This window comes from Mesorhizobium sp. IMUNJ 23232 (assembly GCF_044326205.1).
Classification (GTDB): domain Bacteria; phylum Pseudomonadota; class Alphaproteobacteria; order Rhizobiales; family Rhizobiaceae; genus Kumtagia.
Window position 1 is genome coordinate 1 of the sequence record NZ_JBIRCY010000079.1, and the last position, 18,802, is coordinate 18,802.

The 18,802-nt window shown below is 60.7% G+C and carries 21 protein-coding genes and 1 pseudogene; 8 read left to right on the forward strand and 14 right to left on the reverse strand.

The window, feature by feature from the left end; translation table 11 throughout:
* Positions 1-284: 284 nt before the first annotated feature.
* From ACH196_RS33595 to ACH196_RS33605, 3 genes and pseudogenes are all read left to right on the forward strand, one after another.
* Positions 285-446: pseudogene (locus ACH196_RS33595) on the forward strand (transposase); the annotation flags it as partial.
* Positions 447-531: 85 nt separating this feature from the next.
* A complete protein-coding gene (locus tag ACH196_RS33600) occupies positions 532-1,104 on the forward strand; it encodes a TRCF domain-containing protein (RefSeq protein WP_396651198.1) in 573 nt (190 codons plus the stop codon).
* Between the two features lie 41 nt (positions 1,105-1,145).
* Positions 1,146-2,213, forward strand: a complete 1,068-nt coding sequence (locus tag ACH196_RS33605; RefSeq protein ID WP_396651199.1) for a M20/M25/M40 family metallo-hydrolase — start codon at positions 1,146-1,148, stop codon at positions 2,211-2,213.
* Here the strand turns inward: ACH196_RS33605 and ACH196_RS33610 are convergent.
* The 5 genes from ACH196_RS33610 to ACH196_RS33630 are packed head-to-tail and all read right to left on the reverse strand — an operon-like array spanning position 2,200 to position 6,899.
* Complete coding sequence (locus tag ACH196_RS33610; protein WP_396651200.1) at positions 2,200-3,147, reverse strand: DUF72 domain-containing protein; 948 nt, start codon at positions 3,145-3,147, stop codon at positions 2,200-2,202. The two genes, ACH196_RS33605 and ACH196_RS33610, sit on opposite strands and share 14 nt — an antisense overlap.
* Positions 3,148-3,201: 54 nt before the next feature.
* Positions 3,202-4,206 carry an ATP-dependent DNA ligase gene (locus ACH196_RS33615; protein WP_396651226.1) on the reverse strand — a complete coding sequence of 335 codons (1,005 nt, stop codon included), beginning with the start codon at positions 4,204-4,206 and terminating at the stop codon, positions 3,202-3,204.
* 2 nt (positions 4,207-4,208) lie between these two features.
* A complete protein-coding gene (locus tag ACH196_RS33620; protein WP_396651201.1) occupies positions 4,209-4,814 on the reverse strand; it encodes a cupin in 606 nt (201 codons plus the stop codon).
* Positions 4,814-6,367 carry an FAD-dependent oxidoreductase gene (locus tag ACH196_RS33625; protein WP_396651202.1) on the reverse strand — a complete coding sequence of 518 codons (1,554 nt, stop codon included), beginning with the start codon at positions 6,365-6,367 and terminating at the stop codon, positions 4,814-4,816. The genes ACH196_RS33620 and ACH196_RS33625 overlap by 1 nt, the downstream gene beginning before the upstream one ends.
* 25 nt (positions 6,368-6,392) lie before the next feature.
* Positions 6,393-6,899: a ferritin-like domain-containing protein gene (locus ACH196_RS33630; RefSeq protein WP_396651203.1), complete on the reverse strand. Its 507-nt coding sequence runs from the start codon at positions 6,897-6,899 to the stop codon at positions 6,393-6,395.
* Between the two features lie 180 nt (positions 6,900-7,079).
* On the opposite strand from ACH196_RS33630, the gene ACH196_RS33635 reads away from it, so the two are divergent.
* Both ACH196_RS33635 and ACH196_RS33640 read left to right on the forward strand, forming a co-directional pair.
* A complete protein-coding gene (locus ACH196_RS33635; protein ID WP_396651204.1) occupies positions 7,080-7,973 on the forward strand; it encodes an SDR family oxidoreductase in 894 nt (297 codons plus the stop codon).
* A 23-nt stretch (positions 7,974-7,996) separates the two neighbouring features.
* Positions 7,997-8,857 carry an alpha/beta fold hydrolase gene (locus ACH196_RS33640; protein WP_396651205.1) on the forward strand — a complete coding sequence of 287 codons (861 nt, stop codon included), beginning with the start codon at positions 7,997-7,999 and terminating at the stop codon, positions 8,855-8,857.
* Between the two features lie 5 nt (positions 8,858-8,862).
* On the opposite strand, the gene ACH196_RS33645 is transcribed toward ACH196_RS33640, so the two are convergent.
* Genes ACH196_RS33645 through ACH196_RS33655 form a run of 3 tightly spaced genes read right to left on the reverse strand, consistent with a single transcriptional unit; the run spans position 8,863 to position 10,690 of the window.
* Positions 8,863-9,729: a transglutaminase family protein gene (locus ACH196_RS33645; RefSeq protein ID WP_396651206.1), complete on the reverse strand. Its 867-nt coding sequence runs from the start codon at positions 9,727-9,729 to the stop codon at positions 8,863-8,865.
* A gap of 45 nt (positions 9,730-9,774) precedes the next feature.
* A complete protein-coding gene (locus tag ACH196_RS33650; RefSeq protein ID WP_396651207.1) occupies positions 9,775-10,095 on the reverse strand; it encodes a SemiSWEET family sugar transporter in 321 nt (106 codons plus the stop codon).
* Positions 10,096-10,111: 16 nt separating this feature from the next.
* Positions 10,112-10,690 (reverse strand): hypothetical protein, encoded by a 579-nt coding sequence (locus ACH196_RS33655; RefSeq protein ID WP_396651208.1) that lies wholly within the window; start codon positions 10,688-10,690, stop codon positions 10,112-10,114.
* 197 nt (positions 10,691-10,887) lie between these two features.
* On the opposite strand from ACH196_RS33655, the gene ACH196_RS33660 reads away from it, so the two are divergent.
* From ACH196_RS33660 to ACH196_RS33670, 3 genes are all read left to right on the forward strand, one after another.
* On the forward strand, positions 10,888-12,999 hold the full coding sequence (locus ACH196_RS33660) for a catalase (RefSeq protein ID WP_396651209.1): 2,112 nt from the start codon (positions 10,888-10,890) through the stop codon (positions 12,997-12,999).
* A 132-nt stretch (positions 13,000-13,131) separates the two neighbouring features.
* A complete protein-coding gene (locus ACH196_RS33665; protein WP_396651210.1) occupies positions 13,132-13,536 on the forward strand; it encodes a DUF6894 family protein in 405 nt (134 codons plus the stop codon).
* A 3-nt stretch (positions 13,537-13,539) separates the two neighbouring features.
* The gene (locus tag ACH196_RS33670) at positions 13,540-14,178 is read left to right on the forward strand and encodes a DUF6766 family protein (protein WP_396651211.1); all 639 of its coding nucleotides are present in this window, start codon (positions 13,540-13,542) and stop codon (positions 14,176-14,178) included.
* A gap of 22 nt (positions 14,179-14,200) precedes the next feature.
* Here ACH196_RS33670 and ACH196_RS33675 read toward each other — a convergent pair whose 3' ends face one another.
* The 6 genes from ACH196_RS33675 to ACH196_RS33700 all read right to left on the reverse strand — a co-directional run bounded on the left by ACH196_RS33675 (position 14,201) and on the right by ACH196_RS33700 (position 18,741).
* Complete coding sequence (locus ACH196_RS33675) at positions 14,201-14,407, reverse strand: KTSC domain-containing protein (RefSeq protein ID WP_396651212.1); 207 nt, start codon at positions 14,405-14,407, stop codon at positions 14,201-14,203.
* A 10-nt stretch (positions 14,408-14,417) separates the two neighbouring features.
* Complete coding sequence (locus ACH196_RS33680) at positions 14,418-14,723, reverse strand: hypothetical protein (RefSeq protein WP_396651213.1); 306 nt, start codon at positions 14,721-14,723, stop codon at positions 14,418-14,420.
* Positions 14,724-14,828: 105 nt separating this feature from the next.
* Complete coding sequence (locus tag ACH196_RS33685) at positions 14,829-15,974, reverse strand: alpha/beta hydrolase family esterase (protein ID WP_396651214.1); 1,146 nt, start codon at positions 15,972-15,974, stop codon at positions 14,829-14,831.
* A 140-nt stretch (positions 15,975-16,114) separates the two neighbouring features.
* Entirely contained in the window at positions 16,115-17,035 is a 921-nt protein-coding gene (locus ACH196_RS33690; protein WP_396651215.1) for a hypothetical protein, read from the reverse strand.
* Positions 17,036-17,194: 159 nt separating this feature from the next.
* Complete coding sequence (locus ACH196_RS33695) at positions 17,195-17,692, reverse strand: ferritin-like domain-containing protein (protein WP_396651216.1); 498 nt, start codon at positions 17,690-17,692, stop codon at positions 17,195-17,197.
* A gap of 158 nt (positions 17,693-17,850) precedes the next feature.
* On the reverse strand, positions 17,851-18,741 hold the full coding sequence (locus ACH196_RS33700) for an NAD(P)/FAD-dependent oxidoreductase (RefSeq protein ID WP_396651217.1): 891 nt from the start codon (positions 18,739-18,741) through the stop codon (positions 17,851-17,853).
* Positions 18,742-18,802: the final 61 nt, after the last annotated feature.

The window sequence follows — 18,802 nt, forward strand, 5'->3', positions numbered from 1 at the left end:
ATCTCGCAGCGACGACGCCCAAAGCTCAAGCGTCGCCTCAATCGACAAGCCTGTCATCCATGACCTCCGAATCATGGTGACCTACAGATTCAGATGCCAATCAAAATTGCAACTGTAATGCTAGGCCGTGTGGACGAATTGTGCCCAGTTGAGATTTGAGGGTTCCAGGGAAGAATCGGTTGTGATTCATGGGTTTCCGATTGATTCGGAGATCGCAAGCCATGTCGACACGGATGGACGAAGACGATTAGGCCCGCACGCTTGAAGTATTCCGGGCGTGCCTACCGCGGCGCGGACGCAAGGCGTCGAACGACCGGCGTCTTGCGGACCTAGAGGCGATGCACTTTTTCACGCTGGAGAATGTGCGCTGGCGGGCCTTGCCGGATCGGTTCGGCCATTGGAATTCGGTATGGAAGCGCTTCGACCGGCTGAGCAAGGCGGGCGTGTTCGAAGCTTTCTTCGACATACTCGCTTCGATGAGCGGTTCGGCGCATCTCATCCAGATGTTCGATTCCACGATCGTGCGCGCCCATGTCTCGGCGGCGGGCGCAAAAGGGGGCAACAAGGCCAGGCACTCGGTCGCTCGCGCGGTGGGTTCCGGAGCCGGTGGTCCGGCTCAACCTCTACTCCCGCCTGCAACGGTTGGAGAGCATGGCCGAGATCGATGCTTTCGCGGACGAGCTTGAGGATCGATTTGGTCTGCTCCCGCCTGAAACGATCACGCTCCTTGATCTTGCGCGACTGAAGCTTTCAGCGGCCGCTGCCGGCATCGTCAAAATCGGAGTCGGGCCTGTCGCGATTGCCATCGAGTTCGCGCGCGTCGACGCGCATGTTCGGGCCCGACTGGAGAAGAGGCCCGACTGCATCCGGAACGGCAACCGTTTTGTGGTTCGTATTGCCACCAAACCGGGACCGGAGCGGCTCAAGGCGGCAGTGGAATTGGTGAAAGCATCGCAGGTGAGCAAGAAAGCTGAATCGTCCGATCGGACCCAAAGCAACAAGCGCGACCCGAGCCAACGCAGCAAAGCGTCCGAAAACGGTCCCAACGCCTTAGCTGATTCAACCCGGGCTGCAGCGCGCCGTCCTCGCGTCCAGAGGAACTAACGTCAGGGTGGAGAATTGGGGCTCTGGTAGGAACCTTTCCGATGATCGATCACTCACTAGAGTTCTTGAAGGCGATCATCGCGACGCCATCCCCAAGTGGCTTCGAGCAACCTGTCGCCGAGCTTTATCGAGACTACGTTGAACCATTTGCCGACAAGGTGACGACTGATGTCATGGGCAACGTTTCGGCGGTGATCAACCCCGAGGCGTCCATGCGGATCATGTATGCCGGGCACATGGATGAGATCGGATTTATTGTCCATTACATCGACGACGATGGTTTCCTGTTCTTCAATACGATCGGGGGCACCGACGTCGCCACCGAAATCGGACAACGGGTCTGGGTTCATGGTAGCGAGCGGCTGCAAGGGATAATCGGGCGAAAAGCCATTCAGACCTTCAAACAGGCCGACAGCAGCCAAACGCCGTCGTTGAAGGATCTCTGGATCGATATTGGCGCGACCTCACGCAAGGAGGCTGAAACCGTCGTCAAGATCGGCAGTCCAGTCACATTGCAAGCCGAGTTTGCCCGGTTGATGGGTAATCAAGCCGTAGCTCGCGCTTTCGATAACAAGGCAGGTCTGTTTATTGGCGGCGAAGTCGTGCGCCGCTTGAAGGACGAAGGCGGTCTGCATCCGGATGTCGGCCTCTACGCGCTGGGGACGGTGCAGGAAGAGATTGGTTCGCGGGGCGCCCAAACGGCAGCGTTCAATCTGCAACCCCATACGGCGCTGGCGATCGATATGGGGGTTGCCATGGACTACCCACGTGCCAGACCCGAAGATCAGGGTCGGCTGGATCTTGGGAAGGGGCCGGGGATTTCGCAAGGCCCGAGTACCAATCCCGTCGTATTCGACCTGTTGAAAGCCGCAGCGGACGAGCACGGAATCCCTTACCAACTCCAGGCTTATGGGGACAAAAGCCCGACCGACGCGCGTTTGATTCAAACGAATCGCGGCGGTGTGGCGACAGGGCTCCTCTCGGTGCCGCTGCGCTATATGCACACGCCCTCCGAAGTGCTTTGCATGGATGACGTGGAAGCGACCATCCGGCTGGTTTGCGCGTACTGTCGACGGGTCCGCCCGGATACTGATTTCACACCGTGGTGACCGGGTTTCCGGCGGACCCGATGTCGAAATCGGATCCCCCTTGATCGAAGCCTGCCTGTCCGAGCAGTCGTCGCATGGTCAAAGCGTTCTTGGGCGCGAAGCCTTCGTAGTCGTTGTTGAAATAGACCCAAGCCCTCCGCGCGCCACTGTCGCGAATTCTCTCCACCCACTCGCTTAGCTCGCGGTCGGTATAATCATGCCGGTACCACCGCTCTGGGCCGTGCATTCGCAGGTAGATCTCGTCGGCTGTGCGAACCAGAACGTCCGGAAGTCGAGGACCGCTGCAAGAGCAGAATATCGTGCCTGTCTCGCGGAAAGCGGAATAGACGTTCTCGTTCCACCAGCTTTTATGACGAAACTCCACGACGTTGCGGCGTGTGTGGTCGAGCTGGCCGAGAATGACGACGAGCCTTTCCTCGGTGAAGCGATAACTTGGGGGCAACTGGAAAAGGAAACAGCCCACCCGATCTCCAAGAATGTCGGCGATCAGGCCAAAATCTTTAACCAGGGTCTCGGCGTTCTCGAACTTCTTGACGTGCGTAATCAACTCGCAGACTTTTATGGTGTAAACGAACTCGCGCGATCCGGCCTGACGAAGCCAGCTTTTCACATTTGCGACGGTCGGCCAGGAATAGAACGATGCATTTATCTCGACGGTGTCGAACTGCTGCGCATAATGATTGAACCATTCAGATGTCGACATCTCGGCCGGATAGAAATTGCCGCGCCATTTCCAGTAGAACCATCCCGAGCAGCCGACATACGAGTTGGGTAGTTCCGGTACTGAACGGCCGGGCTCTTTCACCGCCAACCGCGCGAGGTGCATTTTCTCCGCGCGCCCAATGTTGTCCGCACGCTGCTTTTCGCGGCGCAGCCGGCGGCGTTCGCGTCGCTCTTCGAGCCCTATTTCTCTCTTCGGGGCGCTGATGTCCATTGCAGTGACCTCTGCGCTCTCAACGGGGAACAGGGCCAATCGCTCCGAGCGGTCTTACTTCAACTGGTCAAACGTACACTGGCGGGGCGCCTTGTCCGGTCGCCACCGCAGCAGCTTCGTGCCATGCCGGAAACGGTTGCCCGTCACATGATCGAAGCGGACCTCCACGACCAGCTCCGCCCGCAGCGGCTCCCAGTCGCCACTGCGCTCCGTACTCCAACGGCTCGGTCCGCCGGGCGCTTTGCCGGTAAAACCGGGTGGTTCGCGCAACGGCTCGAGACGGTCGGTCAGCGCGGCGCGTTCGTCGTTGGAGATCGTCGAGGTGAAGCCGACATGGTCGAGTTTGCCGTCCTCGTCATAGAGACCCAGCAGCAGGGATCCGACTTCGCGCCTCTCGGCAAGATAGCGGAAGCCACCGACGACGCAGTCGGCCGTCCGCATCCGTTTGACCTTCGCCATGGCACGCTCGCCGGCCAGATACGGACCGTCGAGCCGCTTCGCGATCACTCCATCAGTGTTGCCGCCCGAGCCCTTCAGCCACTTCTGGGCCTGCTTGATAGCGAGGGTCGCAGGTGAAAGCTCGATATTCACGCTCCCCGCGGATTTGACAAACGTCTCCAGTGCAGCTCGTCTTTCGGTAAGCGGCCGATCGGTGATCACCTGTCCGGTTGGATCGGCCAGCATATCGAACAGCATTAGCTTGGCCGGCGTCTCGACCGCCAGCTTGCGAATGCGGCTTTCGGCGGGATGAAGACGCATTTGCAAAGCGTCGAAAGAATAGCCGCCGGCGCGTTCAATCAGAATCTCGCCATCGACGACGAATTGCGTCGCCGCCGTGTTACGCAGGCGATCGACAAGCTCAGGAAAATAGCGTGCGAGCGGCTTTCCGGATTTGGCTCGGATGTCGACAGCGTCGCCGGTCTTGAAGGCGAGGCAGCGAAATCCATCCCATTTCGGCTCATATTGCCAGACACCCTGTTCGTCCGGGATAGCGTCCGCACGTTTCGCTTCCATCGGAGATGTGCCGACCGGCAGAGGAAATGGAGCGGCCGCACTCATTGTCAGCGAAACGCCTTCCAAAGGTCGAGGACCTGACCGTCGCCGCCGTAGACGGGATCCTCTCGCGGCTTCCTGACTTTTGGGATGGCCTCGACCGCGCGGGCATGGTCTTCGCTGCTGGTGCATTCGTCGTAGGTTCCATCCGGGGGATAGGCGCCGACCACCAGGAAGTCGTCGCTGGCCTCGAGACATTGGTGGCCGGTGCCCGCAGGAAGGATAGCGACGTCTCCAGCCTTGATCGTCAGCGTGCGGCCGCGATTGCCGCCGAACCGGACCCTGGCCGATCCCCGGGCGACGCCGAGAACCTCATGAATGCGGGAGTGGTAATGCCCGTAGTCGTAGATGCCGTTTCGCCATGACCCCTGCCAGCCATTGCGCGCGAAGAGATCCTCGAAGATTGCGGCGGGATCGAATTCGCCTGGCAGTTTCAGGGGGCCGCGATAGACGATCAGCGGCCAATGCGGATGATTGGGTATGGCGCCATCGTTCTTGAAACGGAATGCGTTGGCCTTGCGCGGCCGCACCAGGCGGTCCAGATCTTCGCTCGAGGCCCGCTGCCAGCCGGTGATTTTCTCGACGATCTTCTTGCCGCGCTCGACGATTGGCATCATTGCCCTCCCGTCGGTGCGTCAATTGGCTGGAGAGGCGTGACGGCTGGACCGTTGAGAACGGTGCCGTCGGGAGCAAAATGCGAGCCATGGCAGGAGCAGTCCCAGCATAGCTCGGTGGAATTCCACGCCACTTCGCATCCGGAATGCGTGCAGGTCGCTGAATGCTGATGAAGCTTCCCGTCGAGATCGCGACAGGCGGCAATCCTGCGAAGGCCATCGCGAAGGATGCCGCCTTTCCCCGGTTGGAGTCCGTCCACGGATTTCAGTTCGCCAGGCAGCACATATCCGGCGAGATTTTTGATCGCTGAAAGGTTCTCCCGGACATAGTTGACGACGCCCGAGGGCGTCTTGCGTGACGGGTCATAGACCGAGACCCAAGGGTTCTCCCTTCCCGAAGTCAAATCCTTCAGAAGCAGGCCCGAGAGCGCGCCATGCGTCATGCCCTGTCCGGAGTCGCCGGTGACCACATAGACCGACTTGCTGCCGGGATTGAGGCCGATGAAGGCGCAATAGTCGATCGTGTCCAGAACCTGGCCCGACCATCGCGTCACCTCCTTGCCCAAGCTTGGCAGGAGTTGGCGTATCCAGACCTCGATCGCCTCGAAGCGGACGGCGCCGTCGTCAGCCTCGCCGGTCTTGTGATCAGCCCCGCCGGCGATCAGATAGTCGACCGATCCCGGGCCTGGGTTCATTCGCACGTAGTGATAGGGATCGCCCGTATCCCAGAACAACGCATCGGGAAGCGCACCCTTGGGTAGGGTGAAAGCCATCGCATAGGTGCGATAGGGCGACATCTTTGTGTGCAGTTGGAAGCGATCATTGATCGGGGAATTCGTTGCCACAACAGCCGACCCCGCTTCGACCACGCCGCCGTTCTCCGTTGAGACACGCACGCCGCCACCGGGCAATTCATCCACGGCTATTACGGGGCTGTAGGCGAAGATGAGGCCGCCCTTGTCGCGGATGGCTGCGGCCAAACCTCGAAGATATCGGAGTGGATGGAAGGTGGCTTGATTGGGATAGCGCAGGACGGGCGCCTTCTCGAACCCTTTGAGCGGCACACCGGTCACGAGCTCAGCGGCCGCCCCAACCCTTCGTGCCGCATCGAATTCCTGTTGTCGCTGATCGCGGGCTTCCTTCGGCTCGACGCCCATCGCCGGAAACAGAAAGGCGTCCAGCCTGCGGAAATTGCAGTCGATCCGCAACTCGGCGATGTTTTCTTCGATGCGGGCGACGGCCGCTTCCTGGCTCTCCTGGAACAGCCTTGCGGTTTCTTCGCCACGCAGATTGATCAGCGCGCTCAGACCGTCGTCGCAGATTGGCGCCAGATGCGCTGTGGTGCGCGACGACATTCCGCCGGCGATCGGGCCACGATCGATGACGATCACCTTCTGACCGATGCTGGCCAACTCGTAGGCAACGGAGAGCCCGGCAATTCCCGATCCGAGGATGACGGTATCGCAGCTCTTATTTCCGGAGAATTTTGGCGCATCATGATAGACGTCGACCTTCATCCAAAGCGATCGGGTCCGTTCGCCGCGCGCGTTCATGCGGAAATCCTTTGGACGCTGCCGCTCAGCGTGCGGCTCTCTCGTTGACTTTCCGCTCGGCGATGGTGGTCAGCTTCTTGTCGGCTGCCTTTTCCTCGTTAAGTGTAGTGGTGAGCAATCGGGAAACAGCCTCGTTGCCGCTCTCCTCAGCCCACGCGATTAAAGTCCCATAACGGGTGATCTCGTAGTGTTCGACGGCCTGCGCTGCAGTGATCAGTGCGGCGTCGAGCACCTTCTTCTCGGCAACCTCGCCGGCGATCTCGTTGGCCTCCTTGATGATGCCGTCGATTGCCGGGCAGGTCGTTCCCTTCGGCTTCTCGCCGATCAGTTCGAACGCCTGCTCGAGCCGCTGCACGTGCTTTTCCGTCTCGGTGAGATGAGCCTTGAAGGCAGCCGTCAGGTCGCGGTTGGTCGCCTTTTCGGCCATGCCGGGAAGCGCCTTAAGGATCTGTTTTTCAGCGTAATAAATGTCCTGCAACACGTGCAGGAACAGATCGTCCATCGTCTTGATGTCTTTCGTAAACAGACCCACGGCGCGCTCCTGATATGGACTCTTTAAAGATCTGTTGGGAACGCGCGGCGCGAGCGCCCGTTCCCGCTACCGACCCGCGGGCGTCATCTGTCTGGTGTTGTAGGAACGATTGCCTTCGTCCGTCGTTGCGGCTTGTCGGGCTCCTGTCCGGCCAATCTCGCAAATTGATGGAAGACCCCCATGCCCGATCGCCCGCCGCTTCAGGATCCTCGCAAGCAATATCCGGCGCCGCCGTTTCCCGAGCAGCCGCAAGCGATGCCAGGCCTTGCTCGAAAAATGGATCCCGTGCCTGATCACGGGGAGGAGAGCTATCGGGGCTCCGGCCGGCTGCAAGGGCGCAAGGCGCTCGTCACCGGTGGCGATTCCGGAATCGGACGCGCAGCCGCGATTGCGTTTGCCCGCGAAGGAGCGGATGTGGCGATTTCCTACCTTCCGGAAGAGGAGCCGGACGCCAAGGAAGTCATTGCACTGATCGAGGCCGAAGGGCGCAACGCGATCGCCCTGCCGGGGGACATCAAGGATGAGGCCTGGTGCCGGGCGTTGGTGGAGAAGACCGTCAACGGGTTGGGAGGTCTCGATGTCCTGGTCATTAATGCCGCCCGCCAGCAATATCGGGAGAAGATCGAGGATCTGTCGACTGAAGATTTCGACAAGACGATGAAGACCAATCTCTACGCGCTGCACTGGATCGCACAGGCGGCGGTTCCGCATCTGCCGGCAGGGGCTTCCGTCATCACCACGGCCTCTATCCAGGCCTATCAACCTTCACCCATCCTGCTCGACTATGCGACCACCAAGGCCGGCATCGTTGCCTATACCAAGGCGCTGGCGAAACAATTGATCGAGCGAGGCATCCGCGCCAACGTAGTAGCGCCCGGACCGGTCTGGACCGTCTTGCAGCCGAGCGGCGGTCAGCCGGATGAAAAGGTCGAGAAGTTCGGGGAGGACAGCGATTTCGGACGTCCGGGACAGCCGGTGGAACTGGCACCGGTTTTTGTGCTGCTCGCTTCGTCCGAGGCAAGCTTCATCAATGGCGAGGTCTACGGTGTGACCGGCGGCAAAGGGGTCGCCTGACGCGTAGCGCGGACCGGCCCGACATGTTCGACGGCTTCAAGCTGGATTTCATAGATGTTGGCGAAGCCATCTTGCGCGTCCGTCATGGTGGCTCCGGACCTCCGGTTCTGCTGTTGCACGGCCACCCACGTACGCATGTCACATGGCACCGAGTCGCGCCGCTTCTTGCCGCGCATCGCACCGTGGTCTGTCCCGATCTGCGCGGCTTCGGCCAGTCCTCGAAGCCTGCCGCTGCGCCTGATCATTCAGGCTCATCGAAGCGCGCGAAGGCCGGCGATTGCATCGCGCTGATGCGGCGACTGGGCTTCGACCGCTTTGCCATCGTCGGACATGATCGCGGCAGCTACACCGCCTTTCGCACGGCCATGGACCACCCCGAGGCTATTACCAACCTGGCCGTACTGGACGGTGTGCCGATCATAGAAGCGCTGGAACGATGCGACGTCCGCTTCGCCTCAGCCTGGTGGCATTGGTTCTTCTTCGCCCAGGCTGAGAAGCCGGAGCGTGCCATACTCGCCAATCCCGATCTCTGGTATCCGGCAACGCCGGAGCAGATGGGAGCTGAGGCTTATGCCGACTTTCATGCTGCAACACGCGATCCAGAAACGATTCATGGCATGCTGGAGGATTACCGCGCAGGCCTTGGTATCGATCGGCGGCACGACGAGGAGGACCGGCGCGCAGGACGCAAGGTGCAATGCCCGACGCTGGCGCTCTGGTCGCTGCGTGATGATCTCGAGCGGCTCTATGGCGACGTACTCGGCGTTTGGGAATCATGGACCACACGCCTTGAAGGCCGTGGCATCGACTGCGGTCATCACATGGCCGAGGAAGCTCCCGCGGAGTTGGCGAACGAACTGCTTCGGTTTCTCGCGAAAGAGTAAGCTCCTCAGTTCGCGCCGGCGTTTGGCGCCGGCTCCTCCGTCGAGATAGCGTCTGTCGTTCGGCCGGGCAGCTCCGGCGATCCATCAGAGTGGTCGATAGTGATCTTGACCGGCCCAGCCTCAATCTCGCCAAAGGGAGAGGCGAACGCAATCTCCGCGGCGTCCCGGCCGACGCCGATCCTCACCAGCCCATCGAGATTGGCTTGCCGTGTTCCGTCAAAGAGCCACCAGCGACCGTCCAGATAAGCTTCGAAGACTGCGTGGAAGTCCTGTGGCTCCAGCCCGTACGCATAGCAGCTAACAAAGCGCGCCGGGATATTAAGCGCGCGGCAGAATGCGATGCCGAGATGGGCGAAATCGCGACAGACACCGGCGCGAAGCAGGAGGCTTTCATCAGCGGTGGTCTGTTCGTTCGAGGAGCCGCGGCGATAGTCGATGTTGTCGTAGAGCCAGTTGCAGATCGCGGTCACGCGACCGTGTCCTTTCGGCAAATCGCCAAACTCGCGACAAGCAAAGGCAGAGAGCCGGTCCGAAGGAACGAACCGTGAGGGCAAGAGGAAAGGCATGATGTCGAGCGGGATCGCGTCAAGTGGGGTCTCGCCGATCGTCGCCGGATCGGCGCGGAAAACCTCAAGGGTGACATCGGCTTCGTAAGCGACCCTCAAGGAGCCGGGCTGCGCCGTAACGCTCACGTAGCGGTTCCGGATATCGGGGACCGTATACGTGCGACGTGGAAGGTCCGGCGTGACCGTCAGTTGTTCAACGAGGTCGTGATGCCTGAGCAACCTCGCCACTTCCAGGTTGAAGATGAAGACGGTGGGCGCTTTCACCTCATAAGAGAGCTCACATCCCAGGCGATAGCGTACGGTCACGACAGATCCCCCGTCATTGAGATCGGCACTGCCGACTGACCCACATCACCCCTCACGATCACCAGTGCGTTTCGTGGTGGGATCGATAGCGTCGGCGACGGCTGCCTTCTTGCCCCGTGGTAGCACGGTCATCAGCAGGATGAACGCGGAAAGGATGAGACAGACACCGTTGGTGATGATGATGGGCCACTCGTCTTTCATCAAACCGAATGTCAGCCAGAGCGCGAAACCAGAAACTGTGAGCGCGTACATTGGTGCCGAGATGCTGCCGGTGTCACGCGTCTTGATGATTTTCCACGCCTGCGGGGTGAAGCTGGTCATCGAACAGAAGGCTGCGAGATATCCGATGATGGTGACCGTTTCCATGAATGCCGAGCCCGCGTCAGGAGCGAGCGGGCATATCTGCCCGTTTGAGATCCGATACACGAACGACGCCGTGCTGACTGACTAAGGTCAGCGTCGTATCCGTGCTCTGCGCTTGCGACACGCCGGAGATCCGATGGTCGCCGGTCTCGTAAACGGTGATCTGGCCATGATCGTCGATGACGAGGCGACGCTCTTCGGGAAACACTGCATAGCGCATGTCATTTTGGGATCCGACGGAAGAAGGGGTACCAAATTCGTCGGGCCACCATGTTGCCGCAGAGGGCTTCCCGGTGGATCGGTAGCTGACTGACGTCTCCTCTTGCCTCCGCTCAGCGGGATGATCGCGAAGGTAATCGGCGAGGCTGCCGGCAATGGCGCTGAGTTTGGCTTTGAGGCTGTCGTTGAACATGTCGCCGACCATGGTCATGCCCGCCGACCATTGCGACATCCCGCCGAACTCGGCGTGGCTGAACTGAGCCATGGTTCCGCCACCTCGGCGCAGGGCATCAAAGACCGCCCTCACAGCGTCCTCGGAGACGCCGTGCTCACGCGCGAGCCTGGACGTCACTTCGGCTTCTTCCAATGCGCTCGCCATAGAATTCTCCTTTGTTGGTTGTCGACAGAACTGGGGGCCGCGGCGGCGGTTCCACACGGCGGGATGCACCTCATATCTTCGGGCTGCCGCCCTAGCGGCTCTGGAAGAGGAACTGCGGTTATCGCTCAAGGAACTTGAGAGGCTACGGGACATTGACAGTGATCTGAGATCCGCTTCTCCAAAAGGAAATAACGAGTATGGCTAAGACCAGTAGACAGTCGCCGGGCAAGCCCGCGACGATCCATGATCAAAAGTTGACGCGGGGGAACGGCGGCGAACTTCATCAGATCGCCGACGGCGACACCGAGGTTCTGACGACGGCTCACGGCGGCCCGGTGGCGGACGACCAGAATACGCTTAAGATCGGCGAGCGTGGTCCGACGCTGATCGAGGACTTCCATTTCCGCGAGAAGATCTTCCACTTCGACCATGAACGCATCCCCGAGCGCGTTGTGCACGCGCGCGGCTACGGCGCGCACGGCTTTTTCGAGACCTATGAGTCGCTCGCGGCTTATACGCGCGCCGACATTTTTCAGCGCGCCGGCGAAAAGACGCCCGTCTTCGTGCGCTTCTCGACCGTCGCGGGATCGAAAGGTTCTTTCGACCTGGCCCGAGACGTGCGCGGCTTTGCCGTCAAATTCTATACGCAGGAAGGCAACTGGGATCTCGTCGGCAACAACATCCCGGTGTTCTTCATCCAGGACGCGATCAAGTTCCCCGACATCATTCACTCGGTGAAGCCTGAGCCTGATCGCGCTTTCCCGCAGGCGCAATCCGCACATGACAATTTCTGGGATTTCATCAGCCTGACGCCGGAATCGATGCACATGATCATGTGGGTCATGTCCGACCGAGCCATCCCGCGCTCGTTCCGCTTCATGCAGGGCTTTGGCGTACACACTTTCAGGCTGGTGAACGCGAAAGACCAATCCACCTTCGTCAAATTTATCTGGAAGCCGAAGCTCGGCATGCAGTCGGTGGTCTGGAACGAAGCCGTGAAGATCAACGGCGCTGACCCCGATTTCCACCGCCGCGACCTGTGGAATGCCATTCAGGCCGGCGATTTTCCGGAATGGGAGCTGAACCTCCAACTCTTCGACCAAGAGTTCGCCGACAGTTTTGACTTCGACGTGCTGGACCCTACCAAGATCATTCCTGAAGAAATCCTCGCCCCGGTGCCAGTCGGCCGCTTGGTGCTCGACCGCATGCCCGACAACTTTTTCGCCGAGACCGAGCAGGTAGCGTTCATGACGCAGAACGTGCCGCCCGGTATCGACTTCTCAAATGATCCGCTACTGCAGGGCCGAAATTTCTCCTACCTGGACACGCAGCTGAAGCGCCTTGGCAGCCCGAACTTCACCCATATCCCCATTAACGCGCCGAAATGCCCGTTCCACCATTTCCAACAGGATGGGCACATGGCGATGCGCAATCCTGTCGGGCGTGTGAATTACCAGCCGAACTCGTTTGACGAAGGCCCGAGGGAATCGCCACAGCGCGGTTTCCGGTCTTTCGCGGACGCGGAGGAAGGGCAGAAGGTTCGATTGCGCGCGGAAAGCTTCGCCGACCACTACAGCCAGGCCCGACAATTCTTCAACAGCCAGACGGCGCCAGAGCAGCGCCACATCGCAGCGGCGTTGACCTTCGAACTGAGCAAGGTCGAGACGGTCGCCATCCGCGAGCGTATGGTCGCGCACCTGCTCAACATCGATGAGGGACTTGCCGAAACCGTCGCCGACAAACTCGGCATGAAAGAGCTGCCTAAACCGGCGGACGCCGCTGTTGCGCCCCGGGACGACCTCGAACCGTCGCCAGCGCTCGGCATCATCGAAAACGGCCCGGAAAGCTTTGCCGGCCGCAAGGTTGGCGTGCTCGTCAGTCCCGGTGCCGATGCGGCATTGCTGAAGAAGTTGCAGGCAGCGATCGAGAAAGAAGGCGCAGTCATGGAAGTCGTCGCGCCGAAGGTGGGCGGCGTCGAGGCCGCTGACGGCAGCTGGATCGCGGCAAAGCACATGATCGACGGCGGGCCCTCGGTGCTGTTCGACGCCGTGGCACTGGTCCTCTCTAAAGAGGGCGCTGAGCGCCTGACTGGCGAGGCTGCGGCCCGCGACTTCGTCGCCGACGCCTTCGCTCACTGCAAGTTTATAGCGTTCAGTGCGGGCAGCATGGCGCTATTGCAGAAGGCCGGTGTCGATCCTGATGCTGACGAGGGCCTGATCGAGCTCGAGGACCCGAAAGCGGTCGCCAAGTTCATCGAGTCATGCCGAAAGCTGCGTCTCTGGAGCCGTGAGATGGCCGTCAAGCTGTAGCCGGTCGAGCTCGAAAGGAGTCCCCCAGTGCAAATCGTTCGAACCGATGTCTCGCGCGCGACCTCGCCAACCGGAGAGCCCGTCCTGCGGGTTCTCTTCTGCGGAGAGGGCGGGGATTGCGTGACCGTGGACATGGCCAGCATCGAAGCTGGAAATGACGACGCAGCTCTTGATCGGGCACGCGCAATCCTGGTGCAAACCGCCACTATCGGTCTGGCCGCGAACGATTATGACGCAAAAAGCAACGGCAATTTCGACGAAGTCGCCGTCACGGCGGCCACTGATCGGGACAAAGGCGTCTACATCTTCGAGTTTCGTGACGGCGAAGGCAGTCGGGAAGTGCCGCCGTCGAGGATGGCGAGCCTCGAAGCGGCGCGTGAGGAGGCTATTCGCTGCGCGATCGATCTTTTGGTCGACCTGGAGCCGGGTACCGACGCTTTGACAGGCTGGCTCGTACGCGTGCGGGACGAGAGTGGCGAGCTCCTGTGCGCCATCGACGTTCAAGAGGCTGAAGCCGCCCGCCAGTTGAGGCAATGATCCGTGAAAACCTTCTTTCGGGACAATGGCCTCACGATTGCCCTTGTGGCACTGTTCCTGTTCAGCGCGCTGGGCATGATCTGGTCGGGTCATTCCGCCTACAATGAAGAGCTTCAGCATCACGGCTTACCGGCGATCGGCCTACTGGCGTATCTGACCAGTGGCGATTTTCTTTCGGCGCTCTTTGAAAATTGGGAGAGCGAATTCCTGCAGATGTCGGCCTATGTCATCCTTACCGCGATGCTGTTCCAGCGCGGCTCGGCCGAATCTCGCGATCCCGATGACCCAGACCGGCCCGACGATGAGTTGCCGGCTGCCACACGTAAGCGCAACCCGGTTCTGTCCTGGCTTTACTCCTACTCGTTGGGCATAGCGTTGGCGGTCTTGTTCGCCATCTCCTTTGCCTTGCACTGGTGGGCGAGCTTAGCAGCGGCGAACGCGGAGGCGCTTCGGCACGGCGGAGAGGTTCAGTCGCTGGCCAGCTATCTTTTGGATTCCAACCTTTGGTTCGAATCATTCCAGAACTGGCAGTCGGAGTTCATGTCGACTGCGGTGCTGGTGGTCTTGTCGGTTTTTCTACGGCACAAAAGCTCCCCGGAATCGAAGCCTGCTGGCGCGACAAACGCCGAAACGGGTGCATAAATGTCGCCTGACCCTAACTCCGCTAATCGTCCGAGATCAGACGGTGGCGGAAACGGTCCCGAATGTACTCATTGAAAAAGCGGCCTTTCACGAAGGCGCTTCGGAAGGCGGCGTAGACCTCCGCAGGCACGCCCTCGTAGTCGTAGCGCTTGCCACTTGCAACGAACCAAACGGACAAAACCTTTCTCTCTGGATCGTATTCGCTCTTGCGGATCGAGGTCGAAGGCATGGCGTTAATCCTAGACGAGCGTCATCGGCATGTAGCGGATGATGACCTTGTCTTGCCGGAACCGGCGTTCGAGCTCTGTGCGTCGGCGCCGCCAATCCTGCAGATCGATTTCTTCTGCCATCACTTCAAACATAACGATGTCGTCATTGTCGGTTTGACCGCCTTCCCGCCAAAGACCTTCTGCCGGCGCTTGCAAAAAGGCGGTAACGCCCTCGAAATCCGCCGCCAGTTCCTCCTTGACCCGATCGAAATCTTCCCGCGCGAAAGGTTGGCCGGCGTTGTCGGCTCGCGGGAGAAGGATCTGGATTAGGTTCATGCCGGATACTCGCTGACGGCAGTCAACGATCGCAAAGCCTACCGCGTTCCGTGGCTTCGAGCGTCCGTCGCGTCTGCCCGTGCCACTTGAGGGCTTGCGTGCTTCCTACCGCATCAGGCCCGCGGCGCGCAGAGCGTCCTCAATAACCTTCTTCACCGCTCCACCCTGTGACCATTCACCGTCACTTCGCGCCGTCTCCGCGGTCCGACCTTCGCCTGCTCCCCGGAGGCTGTCCGAAGAAGAGACGTTGATGTTTGGCCGAGCCGGCCTGGCCCTTACTGACCCTCTCGTGTCATCGGCATCCCCGAGCCCCCAAAACCCTGCCATCTCCCGCGTAGAAGAGATGCCGACATCGAGCATGTAAGGTCCAGCCGTGCCGAGGCCGTTGCCGATGGGCGTACCGTGCCCCATCCCTGCAATCATATTGATCTCGATCTTCGCTTCGCCCGCTCCGTCAGCCCAGATTTGGCGGCTTCGCCCGCGCTCGTTTGTCGAATGCGTCGGCACCTTGTCGAGCTTATGTACGGCACGCCACTGCGCAGCGATGGACTCCGCGTTGGCAGAGGCCACGGTGTGATCGCCGGAGCCCTGCCAGATCGAAATCCTCGGCCACTGCCCGTTGTGCTTGGAAGCTCCCCGCAAAAGCCGCTGCAGTTCTTGCTCGGACGGGCCACCGTGCCCGCGCATCCGATCGAACGCCTCGGGCACGGTTGTCGCGCAACCGAAGGGCAGGCCGGCAATGATGCCACCACCCGCGAACACGTCCGGATAGGTAGCAAGCATCGCCGCCGCCATGGCGCCACCGGCCGAAAGGCCCGTGACGAAGACCCGCCTTCGATCGAGGCCGTGGGTGACAACCATCGTTTCGATCATCTGTCGGATCGAAAGGACCTCGCCGCGATCGCGCGCAGTGTCTGCCGGCAGGAACCAGTTAAAGCAGAGGTTCGGATTGTTGGCGCGGTGCTGCTCGGGGTAGAGGAGCGCGAAACCGGCCTCATCCGCGAGTTGGGACCATCCCGAGTGATGGTCATAGCCGGCGGGACTTTGGGTACAACCGTGGAGTACGACGACGAGCGGCGCGGCGTTCGGAAGATCCGCGGGCAGATAGTATCGTGCCAGCAAGGCGCCGGGATTGGAGCCGAATTTTCCGAGGGTGGGGAGTCGATCGGCGGGTGCGAAAGAGGTGGGATGTGCATTTTGTAGCCCGCGCAGTGCTGCTAGGCGCGCGATCGTATCCGAGATTTTTCGCAATGGAGCCGTCCCTGTTTTTGACGCCCATGACTGGGCGGCGTGTGTGCAACGCACTCGCAGCCATATCGTTGCTGCACTGCACAATAACAAGGGAGCTGATGACGTGATGGGAGAATGGCCGGGCCGGCCCGATCTGCAAGTCAATGGCGATCGGTGACGTAGAGGGTCTCTTCGTAGTCGCGCTGCCTGCCGCCCAGTGCCGCGGCGGCGCTGGCGATGAAAGCGCCCAAGATGAGAGAGAGCGCACCCAATAAGGCAAAGGTTGCGCCGGCTTTTCGCGCTGTGTCAGCAGCTTCCTGCGCGGCAACCTTTGCCTGCTCCACTTGCGCTAGGACCGCATCGACTCGTGCCGTCGCATCTGCCTGGGAAAGGCCTGTGCGTGCGGCAACGAGTTGCCCGAGGTAAGTTTTGTCATCAGCCGATACCTCGCCGGCAGCCGCACTTGCGACAAGAATGCGCGAGGCTTGGGCAGCAGCTGCTGCATCACCTTCGGCGCCTGGCGCCGCCAGCCTAGCGGGATCGCTTGGTCGGAACAACGCGTCCACAAAATAGGAGGTCGCATCGGTCCCGCCACCCTCTCCGGCATTCGCGGTCGCACCTGCGGAGGCTCCCATCGCAGCTCCCGAGGCAACCGTCGAAGCAGCTTGCACGCCGGTGCCGATCGCCGAAGACAGCGCGGAGCCGAGCACGAAAACGACCAGCATTGTTGCGAGCGCCCACGCCATGAAGCCATGCGCGGTATCCCGGAAGAAGGTCTCGTCCGTGTGGATACCGACCCATCTGGTGCGAAGGCGTCCTGTAATATAGCCGCCTAGCCCTGACGACAGCCACTGCACGATCACAAGCCAAATCGCGGTGGAGACCGCGAAGGTCGTCACGCTAGCGCTTTCCCCGGACCATGGTGAGACCATTGTCAGCCCGAGGCCGGACCCAAGCAGCATCAGGATAAAGGTGAGAGTCGCGGCGGCGAATGCACCGGCCACGATCGGACCCCAATTGACTGCGGAAGTTGACGACTCCACCGGTGCGCGGACGTCGGTCGCCGTGAGGGTTGATGCCATGATTTCCTCCTATCGCATGAACAGCGCGAGGAGGATGATGATCGGTATTGGAATGCCGAGAAGCCAGAGCGGTATGCCGCGACCCATGATGGTCTCCTGTCAAAAATAGGAATGCAAAATTGAAACAGCCACCCGATGTTGGCGGGTGGCTGTGTTTGATCAGGCGGCCTTTGCCATCTCGTTGGCGGATGCATCCGCCAAACCAGTCAGCGCCTCGTCCGTCATGGACTCCTCGCCGAGCGTCTGCTCCAGCAGCGCGGCGGCGTCGTTCATGCCGAGCACTTCCGCCCAGCGCTTCAACGTGCCGTAGCGTGTGATCTCGTAGTGCTCGACCGCCTGGGCCGCGGAAATCAGCCCGGCGTCGAGGGCAGGCGTGCCCTTGAATTCTTCGGCGATTTCGTCGCCCTCTTCGAGGATTCCTTCGATCGCCGGGCAGGTCTTGCCCTGGGGGCGCTTGCCCATCAGTTCAAACACCTGCTGCAGGCGCTCGACATGACCTTCGGTCTCGTCCTTGTGCTTTTCGAAGGCCGCCTTGAGCTCAGGTGAAGAAGCTGCGCGCGCCATCTTGGGGAGGGCTTTGAGGATCTTCCTTTCAGCGTAATAAATGTCTTTCAATGTATCGTGGAAGAGATCTTCCAGCGTTTTTTCTTTTGCCATGGGAGTTTTCCTTTGGTGCGCATTTTGTCTGCGCTGCCGTTCACGGGGTCGTGAAGCGCATGCTCAACAAGCGCCCAACGGACCAAAGGTTCCGAACCTTCATCCTTAGGGATGACCCCCGCACAAGCATCTCCGCCGGGCAAGCGCGCCCTGGGGTCTTACTCGGTGGTCGCAAGATAGCTGTGGATGTCGACAGCGGCGATCGCCGCATGCCCAAAGGCCACGGCAATCTGGTTGATTTCGTCGACGACGTCGCCTGCTGCATAGAGGCCCGCTATACCGGCGCGTTGGTGTGAGTCCACGACCAGATTGCCGGACTCGTCGAATGCCGCGCCTACATCGATGGCGAGCTTTGAGCGCATGGTGCAACCCATGGCGGGGTAGATCGTATCGAATGCCAGCGTTCTTCCGTCAGGAATACTTACAAGAGCGCCATGGGCCTCAGCGCGCACCGAATCCGGAAGGCATTCTTCGACCGTGACGTCAGCTCGCTTGAGCAACTCGCTCGCTCCGGGGTCAAGGTCAGATACCGGCTCAGTCACAAGCAGAGTTACGTCTTTCGAATAAGTCCGCAGGAAGACGGCCTTCCTTGCCGCCTGGTCTGCAGGGCCGATTACGGCGATGCGTCTATCGATGATCTCGTAGGCGTCGCAGATCGGGCATAGCCGCAGCGCACCACTTTCGATCATGTTGGTCACATCCGGAATGCGCGGAAGCGTATCAACTATGCCGGTGGCGATCAGGACCGCGCGAGCGCGAATGGGGGCGGATGCCGCGGCGACGAAGTCACCTCCGTCGCGCCGGAGGGCCGTCACTGTATCGCTGACGAGGTCAACGTTGCCCATCAGCGCCTGCTGCCGCAGGCGGTCAAGCAGGTCGACCCCGGCGATACCGTCGGGAAAACCAGGACAGTTGTGACTGACAGGAATCCACTTCGCGCGGCTTTCGCCGGCGTCGACAACGATGACCCGACGGCGAAACCGCCCGAGGTATGTCGCGGCCGTCAACCCGGCCGGGCCGCCGCCGACTATGAGACAGTCCCACGTCATGTCGTGGATCGAATCCGCGTTGTCTCGGGGAGACGCAAGAGTCGGGGGATTGCGCTCACTC